This is a genomic window from Dethiosulfatarculus sandiegensis, assembly GCF_000931935.2.
In the GTDB taxonomy this organism is placed as follows: Bacteria; Desulfobacterota; Desulfarculia; order Desulfarculales; family Desulfarculaceae; genus Dethiosulfatarculus; species Dethiosulfatarculus sandiegensis.
Genome location: NZ_AZAC01000014.1, coordinates 14,482 through 28,869 on the forward strand (window position 1 = coordinate 14,482; position 14,388 = coordinate 28,869).

The window sequence follows — 14,388 nt, forward strand, 5'->3', positions numbered from 1 at the left end:
TAACATACCTCATTTTGCGCCAAGATAAACCCAAATAATGACTAATGTTAGCCTGCAGCCGGGAAAAAGTGGCTCAAGCTGTAGCGAATGAACGATTAAGTTTAGCTAATCAATAGGATTAAGCAGTCGGCTGAGACAGACGCCATACTATATGGGAAGGCATATCTGTGAGCCTTCTTTGGCACATTTGGGGACGGGTTTCAAGAACTTGAATAATGATTAGTTTTTTTGGGGAGAAGTGGGATGAGGAGGCGGGCCAGACTTGTTTGTTCACCTCAAACCGAGCCGGGAGGAGATGCTTTTTCGCATACTCCGTTGCCATTGGTAGAATTAAAAGTAAGAATTCGGATAAAAACCGGCAACAAACAAGTGCTTTTTCAAGTGGACCTGAAACAATTTTTGGCTTCCCGGACAATGCCGGTTTTTTCGGCCCTGGAGAAAAGCATCTGAAAAAATTTTTGTGGCTTTGCTTTATTAGAGTTTGGGAAAGGTCCTCACTTAGGTGCTTAGGCAACTACTCTGACGAAATGATGAAAGATAGGTATAGTTACTTGGTTTTGGTTATAAAATAGTGTAAGAGACAGTTTACCTAATCAAAGGCCGGAAAGATTGCCGTGAAGGCCAATGCCTGGTGATCCCGGCTTTTTACATGTTAAAGCCGAGGGAGGGTGATTTGCCCTCGTGGATATGGTACAGGACTTTCCAAAATTTATGCCTGCCTTGGTCGTTTAATACTCTGAATTTTCGGGATGCGGTAGACTAATTTAAAATGGCCTGAATTATTGGAGGGCTTCGCCTGAAGGATTATTTGGGTAAATCCTGGTAGGGTGCGTTTCTGCATGGATTTTAAGATTCTAATTGTTCTGTTATTGGTCTCGGCCTGTTTCACCACAGGGCTGATTTTCTATGTCTGGCGGCACAGGACGGCCCTTTGCGCCGGACCCTATATGGGGCTGCTTGCCGCGGCAAGTATTTATTCCGCGGGCTATGCCCTGGAATTGGCCAGTCCAAACCTTGAGGACATGCTTTTATGGAGCAAGGTGCAGTATTTTGGGATCAGTTTTATTCCGGCTTTTTATATCCTTGTCGCACTTCGTTATATTGGCTGGGACAGCAGACTTTCCACCAGCATGACAGTCACTGTTTTTTTCTTTTCGTTTCTGACTTTGGCCTTTAGGCTGACCAATCAGCACCATGGCTTGATCTATCAGTCCTCTTGGGTTGAATATTCTTACGGGCACCGGATTCTGGCCTTTGAAGAGGGCCTTTGGTATTACGTGCACATGGTGTATATAAATTTTTCCTGCGCCCTGGGAGCCTTTGTATATATACGTTTTTACTTGAAGGCCGCTCCGTTTTACCGCAGACAGATAATGGCCATGGTGGTGGCATCCACCATTCCCTGGAGCGCTTACATAGTTTATATTTTGTGGCGCGACATGCCCAAGATTGATTTAATCCCCTTTGCCATAACACTATCAGCACCGGTTTGGGCCATAGGTATTTTTCGCTATCAACTAATGAATCTGGCGCCCATTGCCAGGGATTCCATATTTGAAAATATGGCCGATGGAGTAATGGTGCTGGATTGGGAAGACAGGCTGACCGATTACAATCCGGCGGCACAGCGAATTTTGCCTGAATTGAATGATCACCTGATTGGTTACAGACCGACATTTGTTTTCCAGAATTATCCGGAAGTGGCAGGGCTTTTGAAAAACAGGCAAGAGGCTCATCTGGATATTGAAACCACCAATAACGGCGAAACAGCCTTCTACCGCACCAGCCTGATTCAGTTAAACAGCAAAAAGGGGCGTGCTCTGGGATATATGCTTTCCTTCAGTAACATTACAGAGCAGGTAAAGCTCATGCAGAAGCTGGAAATCATGGCCTCCACAGATGAGTTGACCGGCATATACAACCGCCGTTATCTGCTGTCACTTTCCAAGGTGGAGATAAGCCGGGCCAAGCGTCACGGCCTGCCTCTTTCTCTGATCATTATGGATCTGGATCACTTTAAAAATGTAAATGACCAATATGGTCATGCCCTGGGGGATCAGGTTCTGAAGGAAGTGGCACAGGTGATTTCGAATAATATCAGGGATATTGATGTGTTTGGCCGCTATGGTGGGGAGGAGTTCGCAGTTCTTTTGCCGGACACCCTGCCTGCCAAGGCCCGGCAGGTTGCAGAAAGGCTCTGTTCTGCCCTTCACCATCATCTAGTTCCATATGAGGAAGGCTTCATCAAAGTAACAGCCAGTTTCGGAGTTGCGGGCAGCCTGACTATGCATCAGGACAGCCTGCGCGGACTGCTAAACAATGCAGATCAAGCCCTTTATAAGGCCAAGGCCGGAGGCCGCAACCAAGTTGTGCTGTATACCGGCAGCCGGTGAATACTCTTTTGGCTCTATCCTGTTAAATTAATTTGAACTTTCCAGTGTTTAAGGCTTTCTTCCCCAGTTTGTCCAACCACATTAGCGGGCTGTAAATTGCTGTATTAAAACCGCGACAATGCGGTTTTTTTTATTTCTTTGGACCCACCCCGGAAAAACCTTTTCCCGTTATCCGCTAAAAAAGAGCAAAGCTGCTGCTGAAAGCCTCAAGGAGTTAATTTAAGTTGTTTGGCAGCTGCGCAAGGGTTGATATTGAAGGTTATGCGCTCCATGAAGAGGAGTTGGGTGATTTTTGATAACCGGTTTTACTTTTCAAGTAGGCGCGAGACCTAAGGCTAAGAAAAAATGTTTTCTTTACAACTTAAGACGGGAAACGCCCCGGGTGGACAAGTTGGTTTGCCCGGGGCGTTTTGGGGAGGGAAGCTGGTAGGGACAGCGCAGGGAGTAAAGCTGTAATTAAGGGGGGTCATCTCATAACCCGGTATGTGTATTGCGGTCCCCGGCGATAAGGGCGACCCTTGTAAACCGGTCCTCGGGCGACGCAGGGAGGGGGGCAGGGTCTGGGCCGCCTTACCAAAGGCCTGGGGCAAGGTCTTGGGCGGGGCTTATAACAGGGAGGCGCACAGGGAGCCGGGTTTAAATACCGCCCCGTGTTTCTGATGTGATTGACTACCAGATTGAACCCACGGTGGGGGTGATAACCCCTGGCCAGCTCCACGCGGGTGAAAAGCCGGGAAGACGGGGCGTATACGACCTTTATGATCAGCCTGCCTCTGGGGGCGAGATTCAGGCGTCCTTGCGGATTGATCACCAGGACTGCAGGCCCGTGGCCGGGTCTTAAAAAGGGTGCATTGACTGTGACCACAGCCTGACGATGTGAAACGTGATGGACAATGGGATAGGCCACGATTTCATTAACCCGGTGGTTGCGCGGGCCGCCCGCCTGTACCAAAGTTACGCTTGCCGCCATGATCAAGATGCTCATCAAGCCAGGTAAACAATATCTTAAATATCTATTTTTCATTTTTAACTCCTTTTGAATTTTGTTTTTATTTTTGGAGACGTATTGCCTGGTTATTTTGTTTACAAGAAAAATAGTTTTTTATTTTTAATGTTATAAAAATGGTTATAGTGGTGAAAATTAAGCTGTAACTATTTGTTTTTTATATAAATTTTAAAAAAATGTAAAAAAATTATTTTATTGTAAACAAAAATATGCACTTAAACGTCTTAATTGAGAAAGAAGCAGTTTAGCTTTTTTGCGGGGAAATAAAATGGGAGTCTTGCTTAAGCTGGAAGGCCTTTTCACAGGGCCGCAGTGTAAGGATTTGCGTCCTTACAGTCAGGAGAAAGTTACCATGGTCAAGGTGCTCACATTCATATTGGTTTTATCCATGACAGCTTTGGCAGGATGTGTGGTTGTCCCGGCTAAACATTACCGCGGCCCCGGTGTTGCGTGGCCTGTGGTTATCTCACCGTTTTATTACCCTGGCCCCAGGGTGGTGCGGCCCTATAGAAGGCCGCCCGCAGTGGTGATTAAGCCCGGCCCCGGACGCGGATACTGGTATGGGCGAGGTCCAGGACGCGGATACGGACGCGGCGGGTACGGACACAGATAACCGATTATTCTTTGTGAAGATATGGTTTGAAACCTTGCGGCCAGGGGCTTGAACAGGGGAAAAACGAAAAAGGCTGCGATTTATTGTCAAAACAAACCCGCCATGCAAATCTACGCTGGCGGGTTTGTTTTGTCTTTTAAGATCAGGAATTGGGTTTTAGTTTGTCCCAGATTTGGCTGGCCACCGGCGGACAACCGGAGATCGGGATTCCGTTTTCCGCTTCCGGCATATAGCAGCAGCAGTTGCCTAAGTAAATGGTGCCTTTGGGCAGGTTGGCCACACCTTTTCCCAGAGCCAGATGCAGGGTCGGGTCTGTATCCAGGTTGAGCCCCAATTTGTGGTGATAGCGCTCCAGAAAAAGATAAAGGGTGTTCTGGCAGGCGCTGCAAGAGTCCTTGTCGTGCACCTTGACCCCGGGATAGCGGAAAGAAATTTTCTCCGGGGGCTTGGCAAAGGGGGTTTTGAACTTAAGGTAATCGTCGGGAAGGCACTTGATTTCCCCGCAATCAATCCCGCGGTCCTTGGCCGAAAAACTGAGGTGAGGCACTTCGCTCGGCTCAATATCCATAAGCCGGCAGGCAATCCAATCCGCTGCCAGGGCTTCATGACCTGCTACAACAAGGCCGGCGCCTTTGGGTTCGCCTGCACCTGGGCCAAGACCCTGCATGCCGATGGTGCCGTCAATTACAGCCATGTCCGGATACAAGATAGTGGACATGTCGCTGATTGCCATATCCAGTTCCTTAGCGCCTCCGGTGATTGTCTTTGGCGCATGTATCTGGTGAAAAGCCACCTTTTGCCTGCGCCAGAGCATGCCTTTCATGTTTTTCACCGAAAGGGTCACCTTGGTGTGCATATGGGTCTTCATCACCGGAATAGAGATGATAAAGTCGAAATCCGCCCAATGCCAGGTGACTTTTATTCGGTTTACCACCTTGCCCCGGGGAATATTGATTATCTGATAGGGCTCCGCATCAAAGTCCAAAAGTGGTACGCCTTTTTTTGCGGCCATGGAGGCGATTCCGGTCTTTTCATAGACTTCAGTGACCTTGACTCCGGTAATGGGGCTTTCACCGATGGCCACCTCCCTGGCCCCCAGATCCCGGCAATAGTCTATCACCGCCTCCACCACCCGGGGGTTGGTATTGGCGCCGGAAGTGTAGGGCAAAAGCCTGGAGGCGTTGGGCTTTAAGAGCACCCTTTTGCCTTTCAAGTCCGGTGGATCAAGCAGCTCGAGCGCTTTTTGGGTCGTGTTGTAGGGGTCTTTGCCCTGGGTTACTGTTACATGGTGTTTAAGCATTAGGGTTAGTCTCCGAGAGCGGAAGAGGGGATGACTCCCTTTTTCCGGTGGAAAACCACAACCAACCTCCGATAACGGCGCCTAAAAGGTTTACCCACCAGAAGGCGGGGATGAACAGGCAGCCTGCGGTGATGATCAGGATTCTTTCCAAGATCTTCAGCTCTCCCCGGAAATAGCCCATGAAACCCGCTGAGAGCAGGGTCAGGCAAAGGAGGCTTTTAAGCCCGGAAAAGAGAATCTCAACCGGGGTTCCGACAAGAACCAGGCTGGGGTTGTAGGCAAAAAGAAAGGGTAGCAGAAATGCCGCATAGGCCAGTTTCAGGCCCAGTTTGGCGGTTTCTGTCCAATTGGCGTCGGCCATGCCGGCGGCAATGAATATGGCACCGCAGATGGGCGGGGTGATTGCCGACAAAATGGCCAGATAAAAAACAAACAAATGAGCGGCCACCAGGGGAACCCCCAGATCGGCCAAAACCGGACCGCCGACCACCACAGCTACGATATAGGCGGCAGTGGTGGGAACCTCCATGCCCAGAATAATACTGGTAAGTCCAACCAGTAAAAGGGCCAGGAAGAGGCTGTCCCCTGTTACTGAGAGTATGGAGGTGGTGAACTTGACGCCTACGCCGGTCATGGCGATGACCGAGACAATGATCTGGGCACAGGCGCAGATGGCTGCGATCACCGAGGCCTGGCGGGCGCCGGTAAGAATGGCCTGATGATATTTTTCCCAGAGGTGGGACAGGTCCAGATGCCAGTCCGTATCAAAAAAGGCCAGGAAAAAGGTGGTGAGAACCGCCCAAAACGCAGCGTACTGGGGGGTGTAGCGTTGAAGCAGCCAGTAGGCCAGCATGCCAAAGGGGATAAGGAAAAAGGTGCTGGCCTTTAATGTCTCGCCCCACCCCGGAATGCTGTCGTCACCCATTCCCAAGTATCCGGACTTGCCCGCGTAAAAGTGTATGCCCAAGGTAACGGCCACAAAGTATAAAATGGCCGGCAAGGAGGCTGCGGCGGCGATCTCCAGATAAGGGGTCTGCACCAGCTCGGCCATGACAAAGGCGCCCGCACCCATAATGGGGGGCATGATTTGACCGCCGGTCGACGCCACCGCTTCCACTGCTCCGGCCAGGGCCGGATTGTATCCCAGGCGCTTCATCATGGGGATGGTGAAGGAGCCGGTGGAAGCCACATTGGCACTGGCGGAACCCGAGATGGAGCCAAACAGGGCCGACGACACGGTGGCGACCTTGGCCGGGCCTCCCTTAAATTTTCCGGCCAGGCGAATGGCTATCTTCATAAAGCCGGTGCCGCCGCCGGAATGGACAATAAAGGCGCCTAGAAATACAAAGATGGCTATGATATTGGCGCTTACTCCCAAAAGTTGGCCCCAAAGCCCGCCGGTGGTCAGGAAAAGTGAGGAGCTTAAGGTTTCCAGACTGTATTCCGGATGGCCAAAGGTGCCGGGAATATGGTGCCCGAAAATTGCGTATAAAAGAAATAAAGAGGCGATTATGGGAAGGGCCGGGCGTACTGCGCGGCGGGCCATTTCCAGGATAACCACCACCAGGGTGAGTCCCATCACCACTTGCATCTGGTTCTCGGCAATGCCGTACTGGTCCATGATCTGGTAGTAGTTGGACACCATATAGACGCAGATGCCCACGCCTGTGAGGGCAAAAGCCGAGTCAATCACCCAGTCAAGAGCGGTTCGATCTTTCTTTTTGAGTCCCCAAAACACCAGGATAACGGCCAGGGCAAGGTGAATCGCCCTTTCCTGGATGTTCGGTAAAAAGGCGTACACCGGTAACATTAAGTGAAAGAAAACGAAAATTATCGATACGGCCAGGAGAAAAAGGCCGTGCATTCCAGCTCGCATGTAAGTATCCTCCGGGCCTGGAACTGCCTGTCCCGGGCGGATTAAAGATAGGGAAATGAGGGCCTTGGATTACTACCCGCTTTATTAGTATGGAATTAAGCAAGGCCGCTTCGGCCTTTTGATTTCAGGTTTGCCCGGCAGGCTGTTTACGATCGGCCTGCCGGGCAAACAACGGGCAGCTTTTGTCTTACTTCACTGCGTCATCCAGCTTAAAACCGATCTCCTTATAATATTTCAAAGCACCGGGATGCAGTTTGGCTCCCAGGGAATTAACCCCCTCCATCTTCAGAAGGGCCATGGCGGGGTGAGCCTTTTCCCATACCGGTCGATTTTCCCAGAAGGACTTGGTGATGTTGTAGACTACGTCTTCGGGCATGTCGGCCTTGGTGTACACACCAACCAGAAGGCTGATGGTCTTGGTGTCTTTGTCCACACCCTTGTAGGTGCCTGCCGGGATGACATAGCGGGCAAACTTTTTGGAGACCTTGGCATAGGTCTCATCAGAGAGTTCCAAAAGCCTGATCGGCAAGGTGGCGCTGATCTCGGTCACCAGGGCGGCCGGAGGCGAGCTGGAGGTGGAGAAGCCCACGGCCCTTCTGTTTTTCACAGCCTGTACGCCTTCGCCCAGGTCCACGGTGATAAGGTCAACCTTATCCAAAATACCTTCGGCTTTTAAAATACCCTTGGTGAAACGGGCTCCGGCTGTTCCCGCGCCACCGGGGATAAATTTTTTGCCGGCCAGATCTTGCAAGGTTTTCACGCCGCTTTGTTCTGTGACCACCCAATGCATGACCAGACCGGGCAGGGGCCACAGGGAGCGGATCTGATCGTAGCCGCCTTCTTTGAATTTACCTTTACCGGCGAGGGCTGACTTAATAAGAATAGGAGGGGAGGTGAAGATATAGTTGCTGCGCTTTCTGCTTTCCTTCACATTGACCATGGAGCCGGGGCTGCTTTCCACGGTCACCTTTACGTCCGGCGCACCCTTCATGATGCCGTTGGCCACGCCCACGGAAAAGGCGTAATAAGTAGATGCCTGACGCGCACTCTTTAAGGCGATCCTGGTCTCGGCCAGGCCCTGGGTCGCCATGGCGGCGACTATCAGAGCCGCTGCTGTCAAGACAATTAGCTTTTTCATGATATCTCCCTGCTCTGTTGAAGTGGTGTCTGCGGTAACGCTTGCCTGCGCCCCGTATTTTGCAAAAGGCGCCTGGCTGAAAAGGGCCTCTCAAATCAGCCGGGAGCCTCTCTATCTTATTTGTTTTCAGAAACTGTTTTCACCTGGCCGCCCATGCACCGGCTGCGATTTTGCGGTGATTGCCTTCCCAAGGCAAATAGAATCTACTATTTAATGACACATAATTTAAAAACTCTTTTGACATAAACAGCTTTTGACCAATTGGTAGTTGTGAACACTCTCCCGCGAATTCGTGTGTCGGGAGCCTCTGTGCGCAACAGGCACAAGCAACGGTCCTTTTTGCTGATAATTAAACCGTTTGAAACGATTTTTCAAACCGCCAAAGACTTTACAACAAAAAGGCTTTACGATGTTGGGGTTTTATTGGGTAAATAATGCGTAGTAAATCTACGCATTATTTTAAGGAGGATAAGTATGACCGCAGATTCTGGTTTTTACCAGTCAGCCCCAGTTTTTTTCGTATGGCCCGGCGATGAGTCTCCACACTGCGCACACTCAGCCTGAGCAATTCCGCTATGCCCTTGTTGGTTTTTCCCTGACGGACCAGTGAGGCAACCTGGATTTCACGGGGAGTGAAGTTATAGGTCTTGGCTGCCATGGTGCTGCTGAAGCTGCTGAATATGTCGGTTAAGTTGGCCAGGGCCACCTTGAGGAACATTCTTTGCTCTCCAACCATGGGACTGTCGCTGAGTTTGGCAAGATACGGCAACACCAAACTGTGTAGATTGGAGATGATTTTGGCTTCAAATTCTTCTTTGTCCTGCTCCCTTTGTGCTAAAAGAACCCTGAGCGCACTGTTCAGTTCTTCCATTTGCCGGGACTGTTCGGTGCGTTCTTTAACCATTTGTTCCCGGTCTTCATCTGCAAATTTACGCTCGGTAATGTCTTCCAAAGTAGCGGTCATGGCCCAAGGGTTTTGACCGTTTTCGAGTATCGGGCTTGCGTTTATGGAGAGAATAAGGCGGCGGCCATCCTGTCCTTCCAGGTGTTTTTCAACTCCAAAAACAGGTTGACCCGTCTTTTTCACCACCCTTACCGGGAGTTGAAAGGGATCGAAAACCTGCTTTAAAAGATGTGACTGATCCTGGTGAGGAGCGTGTTCCGGTGCGAAAAGCATCCTGGCATGGGTATTGGCAAAAAGGATCTCTCCCTGGAAAGAGACAACCACGATGCCCATGGGACAGTGTTCCATGGCCAGTTCGTTAAGATTGTACATCTCTTGGTCGCCGATAAAAAAACGATTATTTGCGGGCTTTAGCATGGTTCCCATGACCAGTCTCCCATGGGCATGAAAGGGGCAAGAACCAAAAAAGACGAGCTGAATTTTATCTCTGCTTGGGCCTGAATACAAGCTAAAGCAGGTGGCCTTAACCCGAATAGAGCAAAAAAAGAAACCCGGCGGTGACAGAAATTATTCTTTTGCCTTCGGAAATGTTTCACTTGGTTGGGGGGTGACAGCTTTTTGCGGGAGGACTTTTTCCAAGTATTAGGTGGTTTTTTCATTTGCGCCGCTGTTTGGCCTTCTGTCAGCCGATGATACTTAGGAACATTTCAAAAATATTTCAGGGTTCCGGGTGCGCGTCCTTTGTTAAATTGTTGTTTCATCTCAGAGGGAAATTGCTTAAAATCTCTATTTTATTATTCATATCGGTTTTTGGGATATGTTTGTTCCCTTGCGCCCGGCAAATCATTGGGGGAGAATATGAGGTTAGAAGAAATTTTGAGCCAGGCCGTACGGTCAGGCAGGCCGCTTTTTTGATTGTTTACATCTGATTTTTGATCAAGGTTTAGAGCGATTTTTCGGGCCGTTTTTTGAGCTGATCAAAGGGGAGTTTTGATAATGAAAACAGCCATCATAGGCGGAGGTAACCTGTGCCGGATCATTCTGGAGCTTTGGGCGCATAAGCGCCTGCATTGCTTTACAGTGGATATTGTCTGTATCGCCGAATCCGCTCCAAACGCCTCTGGAGTGTTATTGGCGCGGGAATTGGGGGTGCCCACCTATACTGATATGGATGCGGCCCTGGATCAACCTGATCTGGATATGGTTATTGTCCTGGACAAGACCCGCCTGCCTGAAGTCAAAGAACGCCTTTCTCCTGAAGTTCGCATAATGGATCGTAAAATGGCCCAGGTCTTCAGGGATATGAGTGATATCGCCTGTGAACTGCAGGAGGAGCTTGCCCTGAGGGATGAACTGGACGACCAGATGCAGGCCGAGCACGATAAGTTGCAGAAGTGTTTTGACTCCCTGCCCGATGCCATAATCGTCCTGGACCAGGATCTGCAGGTGCGCTGGGCAAATGCCAGGTTGCGGGAATACACGGGCCTCACACCTGAGGATCTGGTTGGTGAGGGCGGGTACAGAGATCCGTTTTGCCGGAGGGATGCTGAAGGACGAAGGCTCGATATCAGGTGTTCCCTGGAAGAAGTCTGCGTTACTGCGAGCCCGGTGCAGCTTATTTTCATGGACTTGGACGGTAAGACCAATCACACCTATTATCGGGTTATCATCACGCCTATCTTTGATGATGACGGCGAGATAGTACATATTGTGGAGACTGCCCGCCCCATTGACGAAATGGTGGTGCAGGCCAGAGAGGTTAAGGAAAGTGAGCAGCTTTTCCGTCACTTTGTGGAAAATGCCCACGACATGATCACCATGAAGGATAACGAAGGTCGTTATCTGGTGATCAATGATCAGGCTGCGGCCCTTTTCGGCATGAACCCCATGGACCTGATCGGCCGCACGGACGAGGAAATTTTCGACCCCCACCTGGCAGGAGTGCTTACCAAGCAGGATCAGCAAGTCCTGACCAAAAACGAGTTCGTGCGGCGTCAGGAAGCGCTTAACATAGGCGGCAAGAGCAGGCACCTGGATACGGCCCGTTTCCCTCTTTTCAATTATCGGGGGGATGTTACAGGCATCTGTTCCATCAGCCGCGATATGTCTGAGGAAAAGTGGCTGCAAAAGGCGCTGATAAGGTCCGAGCGCATGGCGGCGATTGGCAAGCTGGCCGCCTCGGTGGCCCATGAGATCAATAACCCCCTCACCGGGGTGTTGAGTTTCGCAGAGGAACTTAAGCAGGATGCCTTGGAGCAAGACCCCAATGACCCTGTTATTGCGGACTATGATTTTTTGATTCACGAGGCTATGCGTTGTCGGGAGATTGTTTCTCATCTTTTGGATTTCGCCCGTTTGGGGGTGGGTAGGTATGTCACTTCCAGCCTGAACACAGTAGTGAAAAGATGCCTTTCTCTTTTGCAAAAACAGGCCGCTTTTCAGGATATTGATTTTATTTTAGAGCTGAATGGGGATCATGCCCTGGGTAATTTTGACCCCAATCAGATGGAACAGGTGCTCTTAAATCTTATAATAAATGCGGCCGAAGCCATGGAAAACCAGGGTGCCATTACACTCGGAACCGGTGTTTCAGAAGACGGCGTCCAGGTGGAAGTGTGGGTGCAAGACCAGGGTCCGGGCGTGGATCCCGCCTTGATAGATACGATTTTTGAGCCTTTTGTTACTTCCAAAGGTCACAAAGGGAATGGTTTCGGCTTGAGCGTGGTGCAGAATATTGTCTCTCAGCATGGCGGAACTGTGAGCCTGGAAAATGCTCCGGGGAGTGGCGCGCGTTTTATTGTCAGGCTTCCCCTGGAAAAACGCCGTGCTCGGGATGAGCAAAAATGTTAAGACCGGGCGGCACTATTCTTGTCTTGGATGACGAAAAGGTGGTTCATGTGGCCATACGTCGTATCTTGAGGCGTTATGGGCACGAAATTATTGATGTTTTTTATGGCGTAGATGCCCTCGGGATACTCGCCCAAAAGCAGATGGACCTGATTCTGAGCGATCTCATGATGCCTGAAATGGATGGGTTGTCGTTTTTAAGGGCCATGCATGAAAAGGGTCTTAAAATTCCGACGATCATGATAACCGGATATCCCACCATCTCCTCGGCTTTACGGTCGCTGCATCAGGGCGCCTGGGATTATCTGCCCAAGCCCTTTACCCGAAATGAACTTCTGGATTCCGTTAACCGGGTCTTTAGGCGTAGTCAAAAGGGGCATGTGCCTGTTTTTCGAGAATTGGTTAATTCAAGCCCTAAAGGCCTTAAGACCGGCGAACGCCTGGTTTTACCCGGGCACTCCTGGAGTCGACTGAACCAGGACGGTCAGGTCGAAATTGGGGTGCGCAACAGTTTTCTGACCAGCATTTCCAAAGTGGGCGAGATCAAGGCTCCTGGACCGGGTAATTCGATTGAACAGGGATTGCCCGGGTTTAAGCTGATATGCGCTGACGGTGAACACCGGGTTTTCATGCCTTTGGGGGGGCGGGTTCTGGAGCTCAATGAAGAGCTTGTTTCCCATCCGGAGGGGATAAGAGAAGAGGACTGGGTAGTCAGAATACTGCCCTATCGTCCGGAGGAAGAGGCAAAAAACCTGATCCAAAGGTAATAAACCCGGTTCGTGACGGCATCGCCTGTCCCGAACCGGGCATCTCAGGTGGTTTTCGCGCCTGATCAGATCACACCGGCTGCCTTGACCGCTTTTTCCAGAGAAATGATCTGGTCTTCCAATTTACCGGTGTGACCGACCGAGATGCGCACCAATCCTGGTTACAGACCCATATCGGCCTGGTCCTCAGGCGGTATTTCAGACGAGGTTGAACTGCCCGAGCAGGATATAAGGGTGTCGCAATACCCCAGTGAAACCACGATCAAGCCGAATTTCTCCTGATTTTGTAAAATGGCCAAAAGTCTTTCGGCTCGTAAAGTGGTTCTGCAATCCAGGGCCAGTATACCGCCAAAGCCAAACTCAGGGTTGGCTATTTTTTTTAATAGGTCATGTTGAGGGTGGTCCGCCAGGCCGGGGTAGTACACCGGTGCGAAAAGGCTTTTCAAGTGCTTTGCCATTGCCAGGGCCCTTAGGCAGTGCTCCTTGATTCTGATCCCCAGAGGAGGCAGGCGCTGGATCACGTCAAAGGCCGCCCTGGGGTCCATGGTTGGCCCTAAAAGCATAGCCCCCCCCCGATGCAGGTCCATTAGCTCGAGGATGAATTCTTTGCTGGCGCAGATTGCCCCTCCGATAATGTCGCTGGCTCCGTTGATGAATTTGGTCAGGGAATGGACCACCACATCCGCGCGCTGATTTATGGGAGATATCATAAGTGGAGTAAAGGCGTTGTCCACCACCAGTTTGATTCCGTTTTTATGGGCCAGATCAGCCAGGGCTGGAAGGTCGGCAACCGTCAGGGTGGGGTTGGCCATGGCCTCAACGTAAAAAATTTTGGTCTTTTGCGTGATGGCCTTTTCAAATGCGCTTACATCTGTTGGATTTACAAAGGTGGTGGTGATGCCCAAGATGGTGTGGCTGGCAATGCTTTCATCTCCTTGATGGCATATCTGCAATAAAGCGCTTGAAATAGCCGACATGCCGCTGGCTGTGCATACCGCGGCCTCTGTACCTTCCATATGGCCGCAAGATAGCGTGAAGGCACATCAACTGTGGGGTTGAAGTGGCGGCTGTATAGGAAGCACCCTCCTTTGTCAGGTCCGCCAGGTCCTCAAATATTTCAGGCATAATACCCGGGTCAAGGACTGTGAAGGTGGAGGAACGGGCAATCGAGGGGTGACACCGCCGTGCTCGCCAAACTCCCGCCTTACCTCGTACATGGCCTTAATAGGATCATAGGCGGACATTTCTTCTCCTTGATTTTTTAAAGTAAAACAGCTTGGCGGGATTTTTCATCCCTGCCGGGAAAAAACAGCAAGTTTACGGCCGGTTGGCCCATGGATGATCCGGTCTCGGTATTTGGCCCCATGATGCCAAAACCCTTCATTTAAAGTAAGGATTTAGCTTGGTCCGTTTTTTTGACTAACACGCTTAATTTATAGGATTTTTATATTTACACTGACATCATTCCCTGCCTAGGCCCGGTTTGGGGAGATTTGTGGAACCCGCTGGACGGGCTCTTGACTTGAGCCTCAGGGTATATATAG

9 protein-coding genes are annotated in these 14,388 nt (G+C 50.5%); 3 read left to right on the forward strand and 6 right to left on the reverse strand.

The window, feature by feature from the left end:
• The first annotated feature begins 839 nt into the window (after positions 1–839).
• A complete protein-coding gene (locus X474_RS09855) occupies positions 840–2,393 on the forward strand; it encodes a histidine kinase N-terminal 7TM domain-containing diguanylate cyclase (RefSeq protein WP_044348594.1) in 1,554 nt (517 codons plus the stop codon).
• Positions 2,394–2,859: 466 nt separating this feature from the next.
• On the opposite strand, the gene X474_RS09860 is transcribed toward X474_RS09855, so the two are convergent.
• From X474_RS09860 to X474_RS09885, 5 genes are all read right to left on the reverse strand, one after another.
• Positions 2,860–3,417 carry a hypothetical protein gene (locus X474_RS09860; protein WP_044348596.1) on the reverse strand — a complete coding sequence of 186 codons (558 nt, stop codon included), beginning with the start codon at positions 3,415–3,417 and terminating at the stop codon, positions 2,860–2,862.
• Positions 3,418–4,154: 737 nt separating this feature from the next.
• Entirely contained in the window at positions 4,155–5,312 is a 1,158-nt protein-coding gene (locus X474_RS09870; RefSeq protein ID WP_044348600.1) for a DUF362 domain-containing protein, read from the reverse strand.
• Entirely contained in the window at positions 5,305–7,188 is a 1,884-nt protein-coding gene (locus X474_RS09875; RefSeq protein WP_082464282.1) for a TRAP transporter permease, read from the reverse strand. The genes X474_RS09870 and X474_RS09875 overlap by 8 nt, the downstream gene beginning before the upstream one ends.
• A 187-nt stretch (positions 7,189–7,375) precedes the next feature.
• A complete protein-coding gene (locus X474_RS09880) occupies positions 7,376–8,326 on the reverse strand; it encodes a TAXI family TRAP transporter solute-binding subunit (RefSeq protein ID WP_044348602.1) in 951 nt (316 codons plus the stop codon).
• 454 nt (positions 8,327–8,780) lie between these two features.
• Complete coding sequence (locus tag X474_RS09885) at positions 8,781–9,656, reverse strand: PAS and helix-turn-helix domain-containing protein (RefSeq protein ID WP_052515070.1); 876 nt, start codon at positions 9,654–9,656, stop codon at positions 8,781–8,783.
• Positions 9,657–10,226: 570 nt separating this feature from the next.
• Between X474_RS09885 and X474_RS09890 the strand changes: the two genes are divergently transcribed.
• Together X474_RS09890 and X474_RS09895 are read left to right on the forward strand one after the other, a co-directional pair.
• A complete protein-coding gene (locus X474_RS09890; RefSeq protein WP_044348604.1) occupies positions 10,227–12,080 on the forward strand; it encodes a PAS domain-containing protein in 1,854 nt (617 codons plus the stop codon).
• Positions 12,074–12,844 (forward strand): response regulator, encoded by a 771-nt coding sequence (locus X474_RS09895; protein ID WP_052515071.1) that lies wholly within the window; start codon positions 12,074–12,076, stop codon positions 12,842–12,844. The genes X474_RS09890 and X474_RS09895 overlap by 7 nt, the downstream gene beginning before the upstream one ends.
• Before the next feature lie 161 nt (positions 12,845–13,005).
• On the opposite strand, the gene X474_RS09900 is transcribed toward X474_RS09895, so the two are convergent.
• Positions 13,006–13,860: an aminotransferase class I/II-fold pyridoxal phosphate-dependent enzyme gene (locus X474_RS09900; protein WP_082464283.1), complete on the reverse strand. Its 855-nt coding sequence runs from the start codon at positions 13,858–13,860 to the stop codon at positions 13,006–13,008.
• Positions 13,861–14,388 lie beyond the last annotated feature (528 nt).

Bases quoted from the DNA above. Each gene is read 5' to 3' on its own strand.
- X474_RS09855 (WP_044348594.1), top strand. From the start codon at position 840: ATGGATTTTAAGATTCTAATTGTTCTGTTATTGGTCTCGGCCTGTTTC.
- X474_RS09860 (WP_044348596.1), bottom strand. From the start codon at position 3,417: ATGAAAAATAGATATTTAAGATATTGTTTACCTGGCTTGATGAGCATC.
- X474_RS09870 (WP_044348600.1), bottom strand. From the start codon at position 5,312: ATGCTTAAACACCATGTAACAGTAACCCAGGGCAAAGACCCCTACAAC.
- X474_RS09875 (WP_082464282.1), bottom strand. From the start codon at position 7,188: ATGCGAGCTGGAATGCACGGCCTTTTTCTCCTGGCCGTATCGATAATT.
- X474_RS09880 (WP_044348602.1), bottom strand. From the start codon at position 8,326: ATGAAAAAGCTAATTGTCTTGACAGCAGCGGCTCTGATAGTCGCCGCC.
- X474_RS09885 (WP_052515070.1), bottom strand. From the start codon at position 9,656: ATGGGAACCATGCTAAAGCCCGCAAATAATCGTTTTTTTATCGGCGAC.
- X474_RS09890 (WP_044348604.1), top strand. From the start codon at position 10,227: ATGAAAACAGCCATCATAGGCGGAGGTAACCTGTGCCGGATCATTCTG.
- X474_RS09895 (WP_052515071.1), top strand. From the start codon at position 12,074: ATGTTAAGACCGGGCGGCACTATTCTTGTCTTGGATGACGAAAAGGTG.
- X474_RS09900 (WP_082464283.1), bottom strand. From the start codon at position 13,860: ATGGAAGGTACAGAGGCCGCGGTATGCACAGCCAGCGGCATGTCGGCT.